19 protein-coding genes are annotated in these 19,609 nt (G+C 60.2%); all 19 read right to left on the reverse strand.

All coding sequences use genetic code 11. The annotated features are described in order from the left end of the window. Positions 1–122 precede the first annotated feature (122 nt). Positions 123–848 (reverse strand): 3-ketoacyl-ACP reductase FabG2, encoded by a 726-nt coding sequence (locus HC757_RS14130; protein ID WP_169565028.1) that lies wholly within the window; start codon positions 846–848, stop codon positions 123–125. A 79-nt stretch (positions 849–927) separates the two neighbouring features. Next, a complete protein-coding gene (locus tag HC757_RS14135; protein WP_169565029.1) occupies positions 928–1,437 on the reverse strand; it encodes a hotdog family protein in 510 nt (169 codons plus the stop codon). After that, entirely contained in the window at positions 1,430–2,623 is a 1,194-nt protein-coding gene (locus HC757_RS14140; protein WP_169565030.1) for a beta-ketoacyl-[acyl-carrier-protein] synthase family protein, read from the reverse strand. Before HC757_RS14140 ends, HC757_RS14135 begins: the two co-directional genes overlap by 8 nt. 38 nt (positions 2,624–2,661) lie before the next feature. Then, positions 2,662–3,351, reverse strand: a complete 690-nt coding sequence (locus HC757_RS14145) for a DUF3261 domain-containing protein (protein WP_244623561.1) — start codon at positions 3,349–3,351, stop codon at positions 2,662–2,664. After that, complete coding sequence (locus tag HC757_RS14150) at positions 3,348–4,634, reverse strand: NAD(P)/FAD-dependent oxidoreductase (protein ID WP_169565031.1); 1,287 nt, start codon at positions 4,632–4,634, stop codon at positions 3,348–3,350. Before HC757_RS14150 ends, HC757_RS14145 begins: the two co-directional genes overlap by 4 nt. Further along, positions 4,622–7,096: an MMPL family transporter gene (locus tag HC757_RS14155; protein ID WP_169565032.1), complete on the reverse strand. Its 2,475-nt coding sequence runs from the start codon at positions 7,094–7,096 to the stop codon at positions 4,622–4,624. Before HC757_RS14155 ends, HC757_RS14150 begins: the two co-directional genes overlap by 13 nt. Continuing rightward, the gene (locus HC757_RS14160) at positions 7,093–7,896 is read right to left on the reverse strand and encodes an outer membrane lipoprotein carrier protein LolA (protein ID WP_169565033.1); all 804 of its coding nucleotides are present in this window, start codon (positions 7,894–7,896) and stop codon (positions 7,093–7,095) included. The genes HC757_RS14155 and HC757_RS14160 overlap by 4 nt, the downstream gene beginning before the upstream one ends. Positions 7,897–7,906: 10 nt before the next feature. Then, on the reverse strand, positions 7,907–8,341 hold the full coding sequence (locus HC757_RS14165; protein WP_169565034.1) for an acyl-CoA thioesterase: 435 nt from the start codon (positions 8,339–8,341) through the stop codon (positions 7,907–7,909). Continuing rightward, the gene (locus tag HC757_RS14170; protein WP_169565035.1) at positions 8,338–9,894 is read right to left on the reverse strand and encodes an HAL/PAL/TAL family ammonia-lyase; all 1,557 of its coding nucleotides are present in this window, start codon (positions 9,892–9,894) and stop codon (positions 8,338–8,340) included. The genes HC757_RS14165 and HC757_RS14170 overlap by 4 nt, the downstream gene beginning before the upstream one ends. Beyond that, positions 9,895–11,664 carry a glycosyltransferase family 2 protein gene (locus tag HC757_RS14175; RefSeq protein WP_169565128.1) on the reverse strand — a complete coding sequence of 590 codons (1,770 nt, stop codon included), beginning with the start codon at positions 11,662–11,664 and terminating at the stop codon, positions 9,895–9,897. Then, positions 11,664–12,044 (reverse strand): ApeI family dehydratase, encoded by a 381-nt coding sequence (locus HC757_RS14180; RefSeq protein WP_169565036.1) that lies wholly within the window; start codon positions 12,042–12,044, stop codon positions 11,664–11,666. Before HC757_RS14180 ends, HC757_RS14175 begins: the two co-directional genes overlap by 1 nt. Before the next feature lie 131 nt (positions 12,045–12,175). Continuing rightward, positions 12,176–13,540 (reverse strand): AMP-binding protein, encoded by a 1,365-nt coding sequence (locus HC757_RS14185; RefSeq protein WP_169565037.1) that lies wholly within the window; start codon positions 13,538–13,540, stop codon positions 12,176–12,178. Beyond that, positions 13,537–14,085: a COG4648 family protein gene (locus HC757_RS14190; RefSeq protein ID WP_169565038.1), complete on the reverse strand. Its 549-nt coding sequence runs from the start codon at positions 14,083–14,085 to the stop codon at positions 13,537–13,539. Before HC757_RS14190 ends, HC757_RS14185 begins: the two co-directional genes overlap by 4 nt. Beyond that, complete coding sequence (locus HC757_RS14195; protein WP_169565039.1) at positions 14,085–14,333, reverse strand: acyl carrier protein; 249 nt, start codon at positions 14,331–14,333, stop codon at positions 14,085–14,087. The genes HC757_RS14190 and HC757_RS14195 overlap by 1 nt, the downstream gene beginning before the upstream one ends. A gap of 2 nt (positions 14,334–14,335) precedes the next feature. Then, on the reverse strand, positions 14,336–14,596 hold the full coding sequence (locus HC757_RS14200; protein WP_169565040.1) for a phosphopantetheine-binding protein: 261 nt from the start codon (positions 14,594–14,596) through the stop codon (positions 14,336–14,338). Beyond that, entirely contained in the window at positions 14,583–15,389 is an 807-nt protein-coding gene (locus HC757_RS14205; RefSeq protein ID WP_169565041.1) for a lysophospholipid acyltransferase family protein, read from the reverse strand. The genes HC757_RS14200 and HC757_RS14205 overlap by 14 nt, the downstream gene beginning before the upstream one ends. Beyond that, positions 15,382–16,119 (reverse strand): beta-ketoacyl synthase chain length factor, encoded by a 738-nt coding sequence (locus HC757_RS14210; RefSeq protein ID WP_169565042.1) that lies wholly within the window; start codon positions 16,117–16,119, stop codon positions 15,382–15,384. The genes HC757_RS14205 and HC757_RS14210 overlap by 8 nt, the downstream gene beginning before the upstream one ends. 281 nt (positions 16,120–16,400) lie before the next feature. Further along, positions 16,401–17,264, reverse strand: a complete 864-nt coding sequence (locus tag HC757_RS14215) for a DUF3014 domain-containing protein (protein WP_169565043.1) — start codon at positions 17,262–17,264, stop codon at positions 16,401–16,403. A 205-nt stretch (positions 17,265–17,469) separates the two neighbouring features. Next, positions 17,470–19,545, reverse strand: a complete 2,076-nt coding sequence (gene recG, locus HC757_RS14220; protein ID WP_169565044.1) for an ATP-dependent DNA helicase RecG — start codon at positions 19,543–19,545, stop codon at positions 17,470–17,472. Positions 19,546–19,609 lie beyond the last annotated feature (64 nt).

Here is a 19,609-nt window from a genome sequence, read left to right on the forward strand (position 1 = left end):
TGACAGGCATTGGCATGGAAAAAGGTGTGTTGAGTGTCATAGCATACCCCCGTTGACCGAGAATAATCGTTGCCGGGTGATGTGTGTGACAGGCATTGGCATGGAAAAAGGCGTGTTGATTGTCATAGCATGCCCCCGTTGACCGAGATCACCTGGCGGGTGATATAGGCCGCATCCTCTGACATCAAAAAGCCTGCCAGGGCGGCTATTTCATTCGGCTTACCCATGCGGCGCATGGGCACCAGTTGCTCGACCATCTCCTTGGGGAACTCGGAGACCATGTCGGTCTCGATAAGCCCAGGGGCTATGCAGTTGACCGTGATCTTGCGTTTCGCCAGCTCCAGCGACAAGGCCTTGGTGGCGCCTATGATACCTGCCTTGGAGGCGCTGTAATTGACCTGGCCGCGGTTGCCCGCTATGCCTGAGACAGAGGCCAGGGTGATGATACGGCCACCCTTGCGCCCCTGGATCATAGGCATGACACAGGGCTGGATCACATTGTAGAAGCCGTCCAGGTTGGTATGGATCACGCTGTCCCACTCGCCTTCGGTCATCGCCGGAAAGGCGGTGTCGCGATTGATGCCGGCGTTGAGTATCACCCCATAGTAGGCGCCGTTGGCGGCTATGTCGGCCTCGATGGCGGCCCGGACTGCGCCGCGGTCGGCGATATCGAACTGCAACAGGCTGACCTTGACCCCGAAGGCGGCCAGCTCGGCGGCACAGGCGTCTGCAGCCTGGCTATTGCTGTGAAAATGCAGCGCTATGTCCCAGCCGGCTTCGGCGAGCCTGAGGGCGATGGCCTTGCCTATGCCGCGGCTCGAGCCAGTGATTAATACCCTGTTTGTCATTATTATTCTCCGCAAATGTGGTTCTGGGGGGCGCACATGGGGCGCTAAACCCGTTAAAGCCTGTCTCGGCAGTGGCCCCTCATTGGCATGAAGGGGCTTGTTGTTCTGCCTGAGCCTCCTGGACGAAGGCCTGGGTGTCCTGGGGTTGGAATACGTTCACCTGGGCCGCCGCCACCCGGGTCTCGCCATGGTAGATCTCACAGTCGAATACCGCCAGCCCCGAGTCTTCCTGATACAGGCGGGTCACCCTGGTGCTGTAACTCTGCCCCAGTCGATAGGCGCGGGTAGCGAAGCTGAGCTTGCGGCTGCCGAGCAGGAAGCCGACGCGCACCGTGTCGCCCCTGAGTCTGGCTTCTATGCCGGCCAGGGCGGCTATGCTCTGGGCCATATATTCTATGCCGACATAGTTGGGCACGCCCTGCAGCTGCTCATCGAAATAGGCGCTGTCCTTGCTTATCCGGGTTTCGGTGCTCAGGGAGTCCGGACTGTGGGACACCAGGGCGTCGATCAACACCATGGGCTGCCTATGGGGCACAAGTTCGGTGATCTGAAGCTGGCTCAGTTCCAGGGAAGTGAGGGGGCTAGGCATGGTTGACTCCACGGCAGAAGATCAGGCTGGCATTGCTGCCGCCGAAGGCGAATGAATTACTCATCACATACTCGAGAGGGCCATGCTGACCGGGCTGCACCAGTGGCAGGGCAGGATCCCGGCTGTCCTGCTGGCCATCCCACAGCTGAGGCGGCAAACCATTCTGGCTGTTATGGGCCGACAGCAACAGGCAGCAGAAGGCGGCTTCTATCGCCCCGGCGGCACCCAGCGCATGCCCCGTCAGTGGCTTGGTCGAGCTGCATGGCGGCAGCGTGTCGCCGAACACGGCCAGCAGGGCGCGGCTTTCCATGGCATCGTTCTTTGGCGTGGCCGTGCCGTGCAGGTTCACATAGCTGATGTCGGCCGGGGTCAGCCCTGCGTCCTGCAATGCCGCCGTCATGGCGGCAATGGCCCCCAGTCCCTCTGGATGGGGCGCAGAAATATGGTAGGCATCGGCCGACTCGCCGACCCCCGCCAGCAGCAGGCTGCCGCTGCCGCGCTCCAGGGTGAACAGTGCCGCACCTTCGCCTATGTTGATGCCATCACGGTTGGCGCTGAAGGGCTGGCAATGGCCGCTGGAAACCGACTCCAGAGCCTGGAAGCCATTGAGTGTCAGCTGACATAGGCTATCGACACCGCCGACTATCACAAGATCGCATAAGTCGGCATTGAGCAGGCGGCGGGCGGCGGCAAAGACCTTGGCACTGGAAGAGCAGGCCGTCGACAGGGTATAACTCGGACCCGTCAGGCCGAAGTGCCGGCTGAGGAACTCACTGGCGCCGCCGAGTTCCTGCTGGTGATAATGATACGCCCCGGGAAAGACCCCATGTTGTTGGCGGTATTTCAATGCCGCCTCGCCACTGGCGATACCCGAGGTGCTGGTGCCTATGACGACGCCGATCCGCTCACTGCCATACCTGCTCTTGGCATCCAAGACTGCCTGGGCGAGCTGCCCGGCCGCGCTCAGCAACATCTGGTTGTTGCGACAGTCGTATTGGGCCAGGGCTGCGGGGATTTGGGGTAAGGGGCAATCCACCTGGCCGACCAGGGCCGGGCCATCGAATAATAGATCCTCGCGCCAGCACATGGCGCTGTCATCGCCCTGGAGCAACCGGGCCAAAATTTGCTGCGGTTCCTGCCCCAAGGGGGTACACAATCCCATGTGTGTGATGGCTATCTGGGTCATAGTCTCATGTCCGTCGGCAAGCAGCCGCTCTCTAACAATTAAAGGGGTTTGATATTCAGCGAAAACCCTGTCTCTGGCATCTGTAACTGCACCTGGGCCAGCCAGGGATCCCGGCGGTCGTAGCGTATGCTGAGCACTGGGGTGGCGTTCGCTGCCGTCAGCGGCCCGGGATAGAGGTCGCGACACCAATCTGCGCCACAAGGCGCCGCGACCAGCACTCCGCCCTCGAGTCGCGGCGCCAGGCTCAGCTCGGGCCAATAGATGAGCTGCATCATGGCCAGCAGGTATTCGGCCTTGAATTGCTCCCCCAGCAGCAGGCTCTGACGGCTGCTTAGTGTAGTACCATCGTATTCCAAGGTAAACAGCGCCTGTCCCAGGGGGGCCAGCCCCACGACTGTCATCCTGGCCTCATCCAGCTCTATCTGGCTCAGCAACTCATGGGAGGCACCCTCGATGCCTATGGCGACCTTATAGGTGGCCGAGAAGGGGAGCGGCAGCTGTGAGACCTGCTGCTCGGTGCCGCTCCCGGGCGCCGCCTCGGTCTCGGGTGCCTGGCGGCGTTTGGGCGCCGGTGGCTGCAGCTCTATGGGGGCCAGGCAGTAATGAATGTCATGGCTCAGGCCGACACAGGTCTGGCGCAGTAGCAACTGGCTGCAGCCGCTCAGCAGGAGTGCCGGCAACAGGGCCAGCAGGCACAGGAGTGTCTTGCGAGGCTGGGCAGGCATCATGAAGCCTCGGCCGCCTCTGCCTGGCTCTGGCGGCAGATCTCCACCACAGTGTTGAGTCGGCGGCTGGACTCGCTGACGAAGGGGTTGTTGGTGTCCCAGGCATAGCCCGCCAGGATGGAGCAGATCATCTGCTTGATCTTGGGGTTGGGATCAGGATGGAAGATCACCTCCTGGAAACTGCCGTCGTACCAGGCCTGTACATAGGTGCGGAAGGTATCGACTCCCTGCATCAAGGGCGCGGCATATTCGGCCTGCCAGTCGACAGCCTGTCCATCGAGTTGTTTGAGCACACACTTGACGGCCATGGAGGCCGACTGCATGGCGATGGTGACGCCTGAGGAGAAGACGGGATCGAGAAACTCGCCGGCGTTGCCCAGCAGGGCAAACTTATCCGTGGCGAGCTGGGTCACGTTGACCGAATAGCCCTGCAGGGTGCCGCACTCCTGTACCAGGCTGGCATTGGCGAGCAAGGCCTTGAGTTCGGGATCTTCCTTGACTATCGCCAGGAGTTTTTCCTCCAGACTGCCTTCCAGGTGCGCCAGCAGCTGCGGCTCGGCGACCACGCCCAGGGAGCAGCGGCCGTTGCTGAACGGGATCAACCAGTACCAGATGTCTTTCTGTTGCGGGTGGACGCTGATCAATATCTTGTTGCGATCGAAGTCGACGGCGTCGATCTTGTCCTCTATGTGGGTAAAGATCGCCATGCGTGGCGACAAGTTCGACGGCCGCTCCAGCCCCAGCAGCTTGGGCAGCACGCGGCCAAAACCACTGGCGTCCAGCACATATTGGGCCTCGAGCCGGTAACTCTGGCCCTGTTCGTTGCGCACCGTCAGGGTCGGGGTGCCATCCAAGTCTATCTGCTCGACGGTTTCGCCATAGCGGATCTCAACCCCCTGGCTCTGGGCCGTGTCGGCGAGCAACTTGTCGAAGCCGGCACGCTGTACCTGGAAGGTGGTTCCCGGGCCCGGGGTGAACTTGTCCGTGAAGTTGAACTGGGTCGTCTGGCCGTCGCGGCGGAAGGCGGCGCCATTCTTGAATTGGAAACCTGCGCCATTGACGGCCTCGAGCATGCCGGCTTCCTCGAGAAACTGCATGCAGCAGGGCAACAGGCTCTCGCCTATGGAGAAACGGGGGAAGTGTTGCTTCTCCAGCACCCTGACGCTCTTGCCCTGGCGCTGCAACAGGCTGGCGGCTATGGCACCGGCCGGCCCTGCGCCTATGATGGCGACTTCGACAGTTTCTGGGGTATGGCTCGATGCCTGGCTGGCCGTTAGTTTGGACATGAATTCACATTCCTGGTGACAGTGTTGATTAAAGGGGCTTGGATTAAGGGTGCTAAGAGCAAAGTGCAGGCGATCCCCAGCGACAGGGTCAGGCCGAAGAAATGGATCGCCAGGGTCTGGCTGAAGGCCAGCAGTCCGAAGGCCAGCAGGGTCGAGCAGGCCGACATGAAGACAGCCATCATAACGGCGGCGCCCCGGTCGCGGTTTTCGGCGAAAAACAGGCTGTAGTCTACCCCTATGCCGAACACCAGGATGAGCGCCAGCGCATGGAACAGACTCAGAGGCGACCCCATGAGCCCGAGGGCGGCCAGGGTCAGCAGGGCCGCGAGTGTCGGCACAGCCACCACCACACAGGCCAGCTTGAAACCGAACCTCAGGCTGAAGATCAGCGCCGCCATGAGCAGTGCCAGTCCAAGCCAACCCAGCGTCAGGCGGCGGTATTGCCCCATGACGGCAGAAATTTGCGCTACCTTATCCACCAGTAGTACCCGGTCGTCATAGGCCAGTCTCTGTGTCAGCCCTGGCAGATCTGCTATGCCGCCGAGCATTATGATGGCGCCATATTCGCTGGCTTGCCCGGTCGCTGTGCTTGCCGGTGCCAGCCAGAGATCGGCGAGATCCTGGGTCATGGGTCCATGCAGCAGGTCCTGGGGCTGAATTTCCAGCCCGGCGGCATCCAGATACGCCTGGCGCAATGCCGGCAGCAGCGCATCGGTCAACCCCAGGGCGTCGCCGATTTGCGGCAGATGTTGCAGGTAGATCTGCGCCTGCAGGGCGTAATTTTCCGCTTGTCTGGCAGCGCTCGGCAGGTAGGGGCTCAGGCTGACGAAATTGCCCAGTTCGCCCGCGGCCAGTGCTTGTTCCAGCACGGGGGTCAGGCGCTCGAGCCTTTGCAGCAGCGCCTGTTCGCTGTCGGCCCTGGCGAGGATGAATTGATTGTCCGTGCCGCCACTGAGCAGGGTTCGCAGCCTGTCCTCCTCGGCGCCGAGTTCGGCCGGGCTCTGTTGCAGGTTGCGGATATTGTCGTCGCTGGCGAGGCGCGCCAGTCCCGAGCCGAGCAGCACCATCAGCAGCAGGGTGGCGAGCATTCTGGCTTTGGGCACGGCACTCCCAGGGGGGGGCGTCCCGGATCGGAATAAGCCGAGGTAAGACTGCAGGTATCTTTGGGCCATCGCCAGCGGCTTATCCCCGGGCGGCAGGCGGCTGCCAGCCAGCAGCGGATAGGCCAGCAAGAGGCAGAGGTAGGCGCCGATCAGGCCGCTGGCGCAGAAGATCGCCACCTGCTGCATGCCGGGGAAGGGCGTCAGGCCGATCCCCAGATAGGCCAGGACGCTGGTGAGCAGCGCCAGGCTCATGGCCGGGAAGATATGCCTGACGGTTGCCGCCGCGCTCTTGTGTTGATGTTGCAGGCGCTCGCAATAGTAGTGAAAGCTGTAATCTATGGCTATGCCTATGAGGCTGGTGCCAAATACCAGGGTCAACAGGTGCAATTCCTTGAATACCGCCAGGGTGCTGACGATGGCGAACAAGAGTCCTGAGCCTATGGTGAGCAGTGCCAGCAGCAGTGGCATCACGGAGCGAAATGCCAGCCACACCAGGAGTATCACCCCGGCGAGCGATGCCATGCCTATGATGGAGATCTCGGCCTTGGCGCTCTGGGTCGCGGCCAGGGCATGGAATAGGCCGCCGGCCTTGAGCACTTGTACATCCGGATAGGCGCCCTGCAGCCGGGTCAATGCCCCTTGCAGCGCGGCATTCTGTGTCTGCTGGGCATTGGGATTGAATACGCTCTGGCGTCCCTTGGCCATGATGATGGCGATGGAGTGCGCCTCCTTATGGGTCAGCAAGATCCCCTGGGACACCCCCAACTTGAGCCTGGGAGCCAATGCCTGCAGGTTTGCCGGGTAAAGCAGCAGGGGGTCCTGTGCCAGCAGACCGCTGCCGGCATAACCGAAGGCACTGTAGGTCTGTTGCAATGCCTGTTGGAGCAGTTGCTCGAGCCCTTCGCCGCCGGCGCCTTGCAGCAGCTGTGCCTGCTCCCGGGTCAGCAGTTTGAATCTGTGGGGAAAATAGAAGCGGCTCAGGGCATCGCCGCTGTCGCTTGCGCCGCTGCGGATCTCGCTGAAGGGGTTGCCGGCGCCCTGGGGGCTCTGTAACTCGCTCAGCAGCAGCTTGGCGGCGGCGATCGCCCGGGCATCATCCTTTGCCACCAGTGCCAGATAGAGGCGGTCGCTGAGCTTGCCCTCAACCCTGGCCAAGGCGCGTTCTGTCAGTGGGTCCTGCTGCAGCTTGGGCAACATGGCCAGTATGTCGCTCTGGATCTTGGCGCCATGGCTCCACAGCTGTCCGCCATAGGCTGCCATGAGCAAGAGCAGGCCGAGCCAGATGCCGAAACGCACTCTGGGGGAGATAGCAGCCAATTTGGCGCCGCAGGCCTCGATCGGGGAAGGGGAGCCGGTCATTGTGTCGGTTCTGCGAGCCTGTAGAGCGCAGTTTCATCCTCGGCCAGGGGGCCGGCACGCTGGGCGCTGAATTCGATGCGGCTGAGGTCGCCGTTGTCACTCAGGAGCGTCAGGGCGTCGAGTTGCTTGTCGCCCTCGAGCACCATGGCGGCAATCGCCTTGGCGACCAGGGGATCTCTGGGGATGAGCCCGAGGCGCCAACCCGGGATTGGCTCTGCTTCTGTCTCAGCCGCGGTTGCCGCTTCCGGGTGCTGCAGGTAGAGGGAGAAATGGCCGCTCAATGCCTGGATATCCCCGCTCAGGATCGCCAGCATCAGCTGCGGCAGCAACTGGCTGATGGCACCTGCGCCTTGGGCCTGGGTCGCATCTGACACCTGGAGTTTGCCCTGGCTGTCCCTCTGTATCAGTTGCTTGTCCTTCAAGATCAACAGGGTGTCGAAGGGATGGGTTTGCTGCCAGACCAGGCCCTGGGCGCGATCGAAAATAAATTCCCCCCGGCTGAGCAAGGGCCGCTTCAATACCTTGAGGTGACGGGCCTGGCTGAATTCACCGCGGACTGTGTCCGGTAATTGCAGCCTTTGGCTCAGCCCCAACAGGTCCGTGTCGGAGGCGGGCCGGGCAAACAGGACACGATAATCCGGGCCCGCGTCCGGGATTGAGGCCGGCGCCTCGGCTGTTGCCAGGGGGGCGGCATGCACCAGGGCCACAGGCGCCAGGCAGACGGCCATGCATGCCGGTGCCAGGTATATGGCGGTCACGGCTAAGCGGCATAGAGAGAGAGGCTTAAACCACTGCAACATGGAGCATACCTTATTGTTTGTCTGAGGCGGCGAGCCAGGGAGCCAGACACTGACGAAACACCTCAGGGGTGACGAAGCATAGCTCCTGGGTTTCCATGTTGACGGCGGCCTGAATTGTGTAGCCCTTGGTCAGGCGCTCGCCGCTGAGGGCATCGAGGATCTGGTAATTGATCCTCAGGCGGTTTTCCCATTCCACCAGTGAGGCTATGACCTTGATTTTCTGATCGAAGCTGCTGGCCTTCACATATTTCAGCTGCAGATCCACTATCGGCCAGGCGTAGCCCGAAGACAGCATCTGCCGGTAGTTGTAGCCCAAAGTATCGAGCAGCTGACAGCGGGCTATCTCGAAGTAGCGCAGATAATTGCCATGCCAGGTGATGCCCATGGAGTCGACATCATGGAAGGGGATGACCATCTCCATCTCAGTGGTCAGCAGGGCCGTCATTGGCAGACCTCCCAGGCGCCGGCCTGGATCTTGGCGATTGTGTTACGCAGCACGGCTTCCAGCGGCCTGTCTTCGGTCAGCAGGCTGAAGTCGGCCTCGACCTGGGCCAGGGTGGTCGCCAGCGACGGCGTCAGGCTGGTCTCTGCCAGCTCCTGCTGCATTATCCTCAGCCGCACTCCCTGGCTCATGGCCAGCAGCGCCGCGGCCGCCACCTGCTCAGTCAGTTGCAACACCCGCATGCAGTCGCGCGCGGCTATGGTGCCCATGCTGACCTTGTCCTGGTTATGGCATTCGGTCGAGCGGGAGAAGACGCTGGCCGGCATTGTATGTTTGAGCGCCTCGGCGGTCCAGGCGGAGACCCCTATCTGCACCGCCTTGAAGCCATGGTTGATGGCGCGGCGGTTGCCGGTCGCCGCCGAGAGGTTGGCGGGCAGGCCATTGTTGAACTTGGGATCCATCACCAGTGCCATCTGACGGTCGATGAGATCGGCCAGGTTGGCGACGGCATTCTTCATCCCGTCCATGGCGAAGGCGATATGCCCGCCATAGAAGTGACCGCCGTGGAGTATATGTTCGCCTTCGGCATCGACTATCGGGTTGTCGTTGGCGCTGTTGAGTTCAGTCTCGATAAACTGGCGCATGAAGGGCAGGGCATCCTGTAATACCCCTATGATGTGCGGCGCGCAGCGGATCGAATACCTGTCCTGCAATCTGTCTGAGTTGCGCGGATGCTCGAAGTGATTCAAGTCTTCCCGTATCCAGGTGGCGATCTGGTTTTGGCCCGGATGGGGTTTGGCGGCGAAGAGTATCTCATCGAAGTGATGGGAGTTGCCCTTGAGCGTCAGGGAGGCCAGGGCGGTGAGACGGCTGCAGAGGCGCGCCAGATACTGGGCCCTGTCATAGGCCAGGCAGGCCAGCGCCGTCATCACGGCAGTGCCGTTCATCAGTGCCAGGCCCTCCTTGGGTCTGAGCCTCAGGGGGGTGATATTCAGTTCGGCATAGACTTCCTGGGTTGGCCGGCGTCGGCCGTCATATATGACCTCGCGCTCACCCACGAGTACCGCCGCCAGGTAAGACAAAGGGGTCAGATCGCCGCTGGCTCCGACAGAGCCTTCTTCGGGGATCACAGGCACCAAGTTGAGGTTGAGCAAGGTTTCAATCCGCTGCAGCAGCTCATAGCTGACGCCCGACTTGCCTATGGCGAGTGAGTTGAGCCGGCAGGCCATCACGGCCCTGGCTTGCAGTGGGCTGAGGGTGTCGCCCAGGCCGCAGCCATGGAAGCGCGACAGATGCAGGGGCAGCTCGTGGACCAGATCCAGACCCACGGCCACAGTGCAGGAATCGCCGTAGCCTGTGGTGACCCCATAGACCACGCCTTCCTCGTGCAGCAGGCTGTCGATGAAGCGCGCGCCCTTTTGTATGCTTTCTATGTAATCACTGTCGGCGCATAGCTCGACCTTGGCGCCTTTGGCGACGGCAACCACTTGTTCCAGGCTGAGCAATTGGCGGCCAAATACTACTGTCTGTGCTGTTGTTTGAGTCGTTTGGCTCATCTATGTGTTCGTCCTGTCTTGAGCTTGAGTCGTTGCGCCCGAGTCTGAGTCAGACTGGCGCCAAAAATCAAAAAAGTTAAACCATTGCAATGGGTTGCGTCTGGCATGATATTCGAGTCGCTGGCTGTAGCGCTCGACTGCGGCCTGCAGGCGCGCCATGCGGCCTTCCCGCGGGCCCTTGAGCGTCTGGGCGAAGGGTTCCAGATAGACACGGTAACAGTCGGCTTCGCGCACGCAGAACATCTGAAAGACGGGACAGTCGAGCAAGCCGGCCAGGACGAAGGGGCCTTGGGGAAACGCGGCTATGCGGCCCATGAAAGGCGCCAACAGCACACGTCCGCGCTGGCTGGCCGGGGTGCGGTCGGCGGCGATGACGACCAGTTCACCCGCCTCTATCTTCTGTTGCAGCAAGATGGCGGTGGCGGGATTGAGCTCGGTCACCTGGATCAGATTCAAGTCGCTGTCGGGGTTGAGCTGTTTCAGCACCCGATTGAAATTTTCGGCATGTTGGGTCAGCACCATGACGTTGACCTTGACTCTCTGCTGGTGGATGGAGATGGCGCGGCAGAGCTCCAGGTTGCCCAGGTGCGAGGCCAGCAGCACGGCACCGCGGCCGCTGGCTATCTGTTCCGCCAGCAGTTGGCGATTGGGAAAATCCACCTGTTGGATAGTGATGCGATTACACCAGGCATCAATGCGGTCGAGTGCGGCGTTACCGAAACTGAGGAAATGCCGCAGGCTGTCGCGCCAGCCGGGAACCCGGCTCAACACAGGATCGAGCTCGGCATTATCCGACTCGAGCGCCCTGACCCGGCGGAGAAAGTCGGCGGATGCGGCCCTGGCGTCTGTGCCCGTGAGAAAGAAATAACAGATCACCGGATACATGATGGCGCGGCATAGCCAGTGGCCGCCGAATTTATAACTGGCCGCCAGCAGGCGGATGCCGAGGTAACTGCCACGCTCGGTCATCCGCGACCAATGTCGCTCGTCGCGGACGCCATCTGCGGCCTGGGGCGCCGGCTGGTGGTTCACGGCTTTACTGCCGAGCCGCTTGCCCAAGAGCTTGGGCAGGCGTTTGAGCATGCCGAAAAACAGCTTGGTATGCAGCTTGCTGATACGGACATTGTCCCTGAAGCCCTGGAAGTGGCTGATGCCGTCATCCGGGTAGATCACCCTGGTGGGCAGGTGCACTATGGGCACTCCTTGCCAGTAGAGCTTCACCAGCACTTCTATGTCGAAGTCCATCCGCTCACCCAAGGCTGTTTGCAGGAACAGGGCCTCGGTCGCCGCCAGCGGATAGATGCGAAAACCACACATGGCATCGCGAATATCCAGGCTCAGGGTCTCGACCCAGACCCAGAAGTGGGTCAGATAGCGGCCATATAGGCGTCCCTTGGGGATAGAGTCATCGTATTGTGGCAGGCCGGAAATCACCGCCTCGGGTCGGCTTTCTGCCTTGGCTATCATGGCCGGGATGTCGTTCAGATCGTGTTGGCCGTCGGCGTCCACCTGCAGCGCATGGCTGAAGCCATCCCGGTAGGCGGCCCTCAGGCCCGTCATCACGGCCGCGCCCTTGCCCCTGTTATAGGGGTGTTGCAGCAGCGTCACCCAGGGGTACTGCTTGGCCAGGCTTTGCAGCAGGTAGCGGGTCTCATCCCGGCTGCCATCGTCCACCAGATAGCAGCTGAGCTCATATTGCGCCAGGGTCGCCAGGGTGTCGGCCATGGCGGCACTGTGATTATAGTTGGGGATCACCAACGCCAGTCGCATCATGCCTCCGCCGAGCCCAGGGCGATCCTGCCGGAGGCGTAGCGCTGCTCGCCCTGGCTATAGCCGAAGGTGAGTTTGCGTTTGGCCCGGTCATGGCTCAGCGTCAGCTTGACCTGGGTATCAGGCAGCAGCAATTGCTGAAACTTGAGCACCTCCAGGGTGGCGACATCGAGCGGGTAACCGAAGTGGCGGCAGCCGAAACGTATGGCCCAGTCGAGCTGGGTCACTCCAGGCAGCACGGCTTGCTCTGGGAAGTGGCCCTCGAAATAGCCTAAGCTGGCGTCGATGAACAGCTGCAACTCCAGGGTCGTGGCTGTCGCTGCTTGGCTTAAAACGGGGGGCAACTGCGAGCGTTGGCCCAGGGGAGCATGGTCAGTCATGGGAAAATAATCCAATAATGTCGGCCTGCTGGCGTTTGCCCTGGGTGCTTTGGGGCAGCTCAGCTGAATGATACTGGCCAGCGTCGTGGGCAGGCTGCAGAACTGCGCGTCTTTGGGGGCTTATGCTGAGTCTAGTCATGGGAAAATAATCCAATAATGTCGGCCTGCAGGCGTTTGCCCTGGGTGCTTTGGGGCAGCTCATTCGGATAGCGCCAGCGTCTGGGCAGGGTGACACGCTCAAACTGAGTCAACAGGTGGGCCTTGAGGCTATTGTTGATGTTGAGCTTGCCGGCGGCTGCCAGCAGGGCCAGGCCTTCGTCCGACAGGGTGACGGCGGCGCCCAGCTGCTGCTTGGGTTGAGTCAGGAGCACCAGAGCGGCATCTTTGACCAAGGGATGTTGGCGCAGCAGGGCCTCCATCTGTGCCAGAGACACTCGCTTCTCTTCTATCTTGACTATCCGATCCAAGCGACCGAGCAAACGGAAATGATGCTCGCCGATCATTTCTATCTGATCGTCACACCTGTACCAGTCGGCATCTGCCAGGTAGGGCGACTGCAGCAACAGGGCACCGTCCTCCTGAGCCTGGCGGATCTTGACCTTGTCGAAGGTCTGCCAGGTGTCGGCCGCGCTGTTCTGCCGCCGATAGCCTATGCCACCGGTTTCCGTGCTGCCGAAGATTTCTATCGGGGGTTGGCCGTAACAGCCGGCTATGCCCTGCGCCGCTTCCAGGCTCAGAGGCCCGCCCGAGCTGAAGACCAGGCTGGGGGAGCGCGCCTGCCGCTCATGTTCCAGGGCGCTTGGCAGACGCGATAACTGCGCCGGACTGCTGATGAGGCAGAGGTTGGGCAGCAGGCTGGTGTAATAGCTTAAGGTCTCAGGGTATTCGACCAGATCGCTCAGGAAAGGGCGACTGGCGGCCAAGGGCCACAGAATCTTAAACAAGAGTCCGTAGATATGCTGGTGTGAGACTGTGGCAATCACGCTGCAATGGGGCAAATGCCCGGCGAAGGTGTGCTCAAGTTGCGAGACTTCCTCATCCAATTGCCTCAGGCTCTTGTGTATCGCCTTGGGGCTGCCGCTGCTGCCTGAGGTAAACAAGACCAGTTCGCCCAGGCCTTGACTCTGGGGCCAGTGGCTGTCCGGCAGGCTGAGTTCACGTTTCAGTTCCAGGGCAGGCTTGTCTTCACACAGCCCGACATCGGCAAGTACGGCATCGAACTTGTCCGCCAGTTGTGCCAGGGTGCCAGGCTGGGTATTGGTCGGCAGTATGACTTGCTTGCCGGCGAGGAGGGCGGCACACAGACCGACGGCGAATTGGTCGCTGCTGTCGCAGGCGAGCAGCCAGCGCGTGATCTTGGATTCGCGCAGCAGCCGACAATAGTGGGCGACCTGATTGGTAAACAAGGCGCCGGTGACTATGTCGTGATGGTTAAAGCTGATCAATTGCTGGCTCGAAGGCCCTTGGGTTAACCAGTTTTTCAGTAGCTGAGTCATGATTTTTTCAACCAAATGCTGCGATATAACCATTCCCCGCCCAAGAGCAGGCCCATTAACAGGTAGGAGATCAGTCCGTTATATAAGGTCCAGGTGGCTAAGCTGCTAAAAGCCGCGGTATAGGCCGCCATGATGCCGTTGACAACGAATAGGCCACACCAGAGACGAGTGACCCGTTGCAGATAAGGAATGGCCTCGGACGGCAATGTTGGCTCCTTCAATCTGGCGAACCTTTCTATCATGCTCGGGCCTTGCCTGAGCGAATAGCCGAACAGGGCCAGCATGCTCAGGTTGATCACCACGGGGTAATACAAGAGCAAATCATGACGCCGGGCGAAGTAGCTGCCCGCCGTCAGGCCTATGCCGAGCAACAGGGGCAACAACATGAGTTTAATCTGTTGCCGCTGCACCACCAAGCGCAGTACCAAGAGGGCGCATAGCACCAGGGCTATGCTGCCGACGGGCAAATAGGTGAGACCAAAATAGACCGCCAGCGGATAGGCCAGCAGCATTAAGGTCGTCAGCAGGTGCAACAGGGGGCGCATCAGGCTTGGACTAGGCCTTCGATGGCATTGACCACGTCATCGACGGTGCGCACTGCCTTAAATTCGTCGGGTTGGATCTTCTTGCCCGTCATCTGTTGCAGTTTGATCACCAGATCGACGGCATCTATGCTGTCCAGATCCAGTTCCTGGTAGAGCGAGGCTTCGGGCGTTATCGCCGCCGCATCTATCTCAAATTCATTGACCAGGATTTCGGTTAACATGGCTAAAATTTGTTCACGACTCTGCATACTTAGGCCCCGACACGCTGAGATTCGATAAAGTTTGCCAGGCTGGCAACGCTATGAAAGTGGGCCTTGGTGGCCTCTGAGTTGGCTTCGATCTTGACATCGAATTGCTTCTTGATGGCCAGTCCCAGTTCCAGTGCGTCTATGGAATCCAGCCCCAGGCCGTCACCAAACAGGGGAGCCTCAGAGTCTATGTCGGCTATGCTGACATCTTCGAGATCCAGACTGTCTATGATGAGTTGTTTTATTTTATCAGTTAAGTTCATAAGTATTATCGAGTTGTTGTCTATAAAAGTGTTCTAGGTCCCGGGTCAATTGACGGGCAATCTTGGCATCACCAAGCCGGGCATCATACCCGAAATGAGGCACAGTTGCGCCAATTTCTACGCGCATCTCAATGGTTTGCCTTGGGATCTCATACCAGGGTTCCTGTTTGGTCAGCCCAGGATATCTGGTGTGCAAGACGACGGCCAGTATGTCGGCCCTGGTCCTGAGGGCGATATTGGCGGCACCGCGGGCAAAGTCGTTGACCCTATGGCCTATCAGGGTGCGGGTGCCTTCGGGAAAAATGATGAGATTCGTGTCCCTGTCCAGCACCTGGCGGCAATCTTTGAGCATTAACTCGGCGCCGCGGTTGGGAATATAGCCGGCACAGGAGACCACGCCGCGCATGAAAGGATTGCGCCATAGGCCTTGCTTGACTATGCAGCCGGCATTGGGCATCAGGCTGATCAGCACCACCACGTCTATGAGGGTGGGATGATTGGCTATGACTATCATGCCTTTGGCATTTGCCAGCTTGTGAATGTCGTTTGTGCTGAGGCGGATCACGCCGGCCCAGGTCAGCATGTATACGAACACTTTGAACATCAGATGCACAGCGTGTTGCACCCTCTGGATGCGGCGTTCGGCAGTGCCGGGCCAGAACCTGAGCACAGGCAGTATGGTCAGCGAGCTGAGCAGGCCGCCGAGGCCGAAGGCGACATAACAGGCGATGCCGCCGCACCAGCGGGGCAAGTAGGCCAGGCCTGTGAGTCTGGGATTAGCCGGATTAGTCATGACTGAGCTGCCAATGGTGGTTGGCGAGCAGGCCATCGATGGGCCGGCCATGGGCCAGGGCGTGAATGAAGGCGCCATAACTCAGGTATTGGGCATCGGCTGCGGCGGTTTTGGAGCCTAGCCGCAATTTGGCGATTCCCCGAACGCCGGCGGGCGCCAGCTGCAGTCCCAGGGCGAGTGGCAGCTCTGTCTCTGCGGTAAATTCATCGTATACCGGTGGCACGGGATCGTCGCCGAAGACCAGCAGCAGGGGCGTTGCGCTTTCATGCAGCTGGCCGTAGGCCTCGATCACCGCCTGGGATAGGGTTTGGTCACCGGCGGCGACCGAGGTGGATGCCGCCGTGTTACCCGTGATTATGCTCAATATGCCGCTGGCGGTGTTATGTACCGATTGACTGAAGGCTGTGGGGGACAGCGGCTGTTTGGCGATGATGTCTTCGAGTATGCCTATGGTGCGGTGCAGCTCACCATGACGGGAAGCAAAAATGGTGCGGCATTGCGCTTCTGGCTCGGCCTGGAAGGCCACCTCCAACATCATCTTGGTGAGCCGGCTGAAGCGCCGGCGCTGCATGGCCGGCACCTGGGGTAGCTTGGGTGCACAAGCAAGGGGAGCAAAGGCAAGCTCTGACTCGGACGGCGCCCGGGATTTTTTCCAGCCCAACCAGTCGCTCTGGCACTGATATTCGGGTGACCAGGCTCCCCATGAAAGAATGCTGAATTCTATTTGCACCTTATTGCCTCTGACGCAGATTTAGCTGCCTTGGTTATCCCTAACTACGAAGAAATATGAGCCATGCTGAAAGTGGCTGAGCGCCATGGCTGGCGTCGGCCATAAAGACCCATTACCGAGTGGCATTGCTCATAGGGGGGGTATTCTACACCAGAAAACCGCGGGGGCAGAAGGGCTTTGCGCGCTTCTTGTTAGTAATTTGTAGCAATAGATTAAAAAGTTGGAGGCGGGCCACTGGCCCGCCTCCTTCACTGCAGATGATGACCGCAGGTCATTGCCTGCTACTCGAGTGCTGCCTGTAACTTCCTGACGGCGGCCTTGATCTTACGGGTATTTTCAGGACCCATGCGGATCAGCAGTTTCTGCGCACTGGGCAGGGCTTCCAGCTTGGGATCGGCGAACTTATAGTTGACGCTGATGCTGGTCAGTTCGATAGGATCTTCTATCACTGGGGCGGCCAGCACTGTCTTGAAGGCCTGCTGCATCCGCTCCTCGAAGCTCAGCTCACCATAGCCCAGCTCATCGAAGGCGGTCTCGAACAGGGGTGACAGCTCACGATAGGTCTGCAGCAGCTGCTGCTCATCCAGGCCGGCGACGAAGTCGGCATACATATCGTATCTGTGGTAACCGTCCGGGTTCAGATAGGTCTTGTTGGTGATGTCTGTGACGCTAAAGGCTTGTTTCGGCCCCTTCATGGGACTGGCCTTGCGCGCCAATTCCCCTTGCGCCAGGTTGTCGACAAACACCACCCACTGGCGGGCGAGGTTTTGTTTGATCAGCAAGGGCGCTATCGCCATGCCGTCCGCCAGGGTGATGACTTTCTGCTGGACAAAGTCATCGCTTTCGGCCAGTGGCGGCAAGGGTTCGGGAGCCTGGGCTTGCGACTCCGGCGGCATTTCGGCTTGGGTTGTGACTATTTCCGGCTCAGGCACAGGCGCCTCGGTCGGCAATGGCTCTTCCGGGGTGGTCGCCGGCAGAGGAACCGGCTCCAGCTCGGTAGGCTGGGGCTCGTTACTGTCGGTGCTTATGTAGTAATAGGCGCCGCCCAGCAACAGGGCCAACAGGGCAACAGCCAGGATGGCGATGCCGTTGGCACCCGCCTTCTTGTGCTGAGGTGTAATTCTATCATCTTGATTCACTTGCATCTTACTTCCTTTGCTTGGGTGCTGATGATTTTGGAGCTATCGACTCCTCGGCCAGCATAGACGTAAAACATCCTGCTGAGGTTACACATCCGGTTGTGTTGTTATATCCATTCTGCAAAAAATGCTTGGCTTGTCCATAGCGGGGGGCTGAACACTGACACTTTATTTTCAGTCGGCGCTCGAGCCATAGTTAATTATAGTCTAATCAGGCCTGTACGTATTGCTGGCGATTGCCCAGCCAGCGCTGGATTATGGCGTCGACATTGTCCGGCACCTGTTGCATCACATGCCCGGCCAGGCGCTGGACCTGTGGTATGAGTGCCTGATCCCGCACCAGATCGGCAATCTTGAGATCGGCAATCCCAGTCTGCTTGGTGCCCAGCACTTCACCCGGACCGCGGATCTCGAGATCTTTCTGGGCGATGACGAAGCCGTCATTGCTCTGGCGCAGCACCCCAAGGCGTTGGGTGGCCGTGTGTGACAGCGGCGCCTTATAGAGCAAGACGCAATGGCTGGCAACGGCGCCGCGACCGACCCGGCCGCGCAGTTGGTGCAGTTGGGCCAGGCCGAGGCGCTCGGGGTTTTCGATGATCATCAGGCTGGCATTGGGCACATCGACCCCGACCTCTATGACTGTGGTGGCGACCAGCAGATGCAGCTCGCCGGCCTTGAAATCCGCCATGATGCGCTGCTTATCCGCCGACTTCATCCGCCCATGAACCAGGCCTATCTTGAGTTCGGGCAGCGCCAGCGCCAGCTCGGCGGCGGTATCTTCGGCGGCCTGGCATTCGAGCACTTCGGATTCCTCTATCAGGGTGCAGACCCAGTAGGCCTGGCGTTTATCCGTCATCGCCGCCTGGCGCACCCTGTCGATCACTTGCTGGCGACGCAGATCCGACATGGCGACTGTGGTCACCGGGGTGCGTCCCGGTGGCAGCTCATCTATCACAGAAGTGTCCAGATCCGCATAGGCTGTCATCGCCAGGGTTCTGGGAATGGGGGTCGCCGTCATGATCAGCTGGTGCGGATGAAAGCCCTGATTGATGCCTTTCTCCCTCAGTCCCAGCCGCTGATGCACCCCGAACCTGTGTTGCTCGTCTATGATGATCAGCGCCAACTCATGGAACACGACCTGCTGCTGGAAGATGGCGTGGGTGCCTATCACCATCTGGGCCGCGCCGGATTGAATATCAGCCAGGGACTGCGCCCTTGCCTTGCCCTTGAGCTTGCCGGCCAGCCAGCCGACCTTGAGTCCAAGCGGTTCGAACCAGGCGGCAAAGTTGGCCGCGTGCTGCTCGGCCAACAATTCGGTCGGTGCCATCATGGCCACCTGGTAGCCATTCTCTATGGCCTGCAGGGCGGCGAGCGCCGCCACCAATGTCTTGCCCGAGCCGACGTCACCCTGTACCAGGCGCATCATGGGCACGGCCCGCTCCAGATCCCTGCTTATCTCGGCGACGACTCTCTGCTGTGCCCCCGTGGGTTTGAACGCCAGACTCTTGAGGAAGGGGTTCAGCAGTTGCCCCGAGGCCGCCATGGTGACGGCGCTGTCGCGATCGCTGCGTTGCCGCAGGCGCAGCATGCTCAGGTTATGTGCCAGCAGCTCTTCCTGTACCAGGCGTTGTTGGGCCGGGTGCTGTCCGGCTTCCAGCTCGAACAGGGCGACATCCACGGGCGGCCTATGCAGCAGCTGCAAGGCCTGCACCAGGCTCAGGCTGTTGGGTTGCAGTTGGACAGGCAAGAGTTCGCTCAGGCCGCCTTCCTGCAACATGGCCAGCGCCTGCTCTGTGAGTTTGAGCCAGCTGGCCTGTTTCAACCCCTCCGTGGTGGGGTAGATGGGCGTGAGGGTCTCGCTGAGGCTGGCTTCGTCGCCGGCTTGGATCAGCTTGTATTCGGGATGTATGATTTCGAGCTGGTGCATGCCGCGGCGAATTTCGCCATAGGCGCGGATCCAGCTGCCATTTTGCAAGGCATTGCGCTGGGCGACGGAAAAGTTGAAGAACCTCAGGGTCAGGCTGCCGCTGGCGTCCCTCACCTTGCAGGTGAGCATGCGCCTGCGGCCCTGGACTATCTGGCTCGATTGGATCTCGGCTTCTATGGTGCCATAGCTGCCGGGGAATAGCTCGGCGACAGGGTAGATTCGGGTGCGATCTTCGTAACGCAGCGGCAGATGAAACAGCAGATCCTGCACCGTTGCTATCCCGAGTTTAGCCAGCTTCTGTGCGACCTTGTTGGCGACGCCCTTGAGGTCGGTTATCGGAACCAGATCCAGTCTCTGCACGCCATTCGCACCAAATCACTGTGAATTTATACATATATTAACAGAGAATCCGTTTAAGGCAATC

The sequence above is a fragment of the Shewanella salipaludis genome (assembly GCF_012911865.1).
GTDB classification, from domain to species: domain Bacteria; phylum Pseudomonadota; class Gammaproteobacteria; order Enterobacterales; family Shewanellaceae; genus Shewanella; species Shewanella salipaludis.

Bases quoted from the DNA above. Each gene is read 5' to 3' on its own strand.
- HC757_RS14130 (WP_169565028.1), bottom strand. From the start codon at position 848: ATGACAAACAGGGTATTAATCACTGGCTCGAGCCGCGGCATAGGCAAG.
- HC757_RS14135 (WP_169565029.1), bottom strand. From the start codon at position 1,437: ATGCCTAGCCCCCTCACTTCCCTGGAACTGAGCCAGCTTCAGATCACC.
- HC757_RS14140 (WP_169565030.1), bottom strand. From the start codon at position 2,623: ATGACCCAGATAGCCATCACACACATGGGATTGTGTACCCCCTTGGGG.
- HC757_RS14145 (WP_244623561.1), bottom strand. From the start codon at position 3,351: ATGATGCCTGCCCAGCCTCGCAAGACACTCCTGTGCCTGCTGGCCCTG.
- HC757_RS14150 (WP_169565031.1), bottom strand. From the start codon at position 4,634: ATGTCCAAACTAACGGCCAGCCAGGCATCGAGCCATACCCCAGAAACT.
- HC757_RS14155 (WP_169565032.1), bottom strand. From the start codon at position 7,096: ATGACCGGCTCCCCTTCCCCGATCGAGGCCTGCGGCGCCAAATTGGCT.
- HC757_RS14160 (WP_169565033.1), bottom strand. From the start codon at position 7,896: ATGTTGCAGTGGTTTAAGCCTCTCTCTCTATGCCGCTTAGCCGTGACC.
- HC757_RS14165 (WP_169565034.1), bottom strand. From the start codon at position 8,341: ATGACGGCCCTGCTGACCACTGAGATGGAGATGGTCATCCCCTTCCAT.
- HC757_RS14170 (WP_169565035.1), bottom strand. From the start codon at position 9,894: ATGAGCCAAACGACTCAAACAACAGCACAGACAGTAGTATTTGGCCGC.
- HC757_RS14175 (WP_169565128.1), bottom strand. From the start codon at position 11,664: ATGCGACTGGCGTTGGTGATCCCCAACTATAATCACAGTGCCGCCATG.
- HC757_RS14180 (WP_169565036.1), bottom strand. From the start codon at position 12,044: ATGACTGACCATGCTCCCCTGGGCCAACGCTCGCAGTTGCCCCCCGTT.
- HC757_RS14185 (WP_169565037.1), bottom strand. From the start codon at position 13,540: ATGACTCAGCTACTGAAAAACTGGTTAACCCAAGGGCCTTCGAGCCAG.
- HC757_RS14190 (WP_169565038.1), bottom strand. From the start codon at position 14,085: ATGCGCCCCCTGTTGCACCTGCTGACGACCTTAATGCTGCTGGCCTAT.
- HC757_RS14195 (WP_169565039.1), bottom strand. From the start codon at position 14,333: ATGCAGAGTCGTGAACAAATTTTAGCCATGTTAACCGAAATCCTGGTC.
- HC757_RS14200 (WP_169565040.1), bottom strand. From the start codon at position 14,596: ATGAACTTAACTGATAAAATAAAACAACTCATCATAGACAGTCTGGAT.
- HC757_RS14205 (WP_169565041.1), bottom strand. From the start codon at position 15,389: ATGACTAATCCGGCTAATCCCAGACTCACAGGCCTGGCCTACTTGCCC.
- HC757_RS14215 (WP_169565043.1), bottom strand. From the start codon at position 17,264: ATGCAAGTGAATCAAGATGATAGAATTACACCTCAGCACAAGAAGGCG.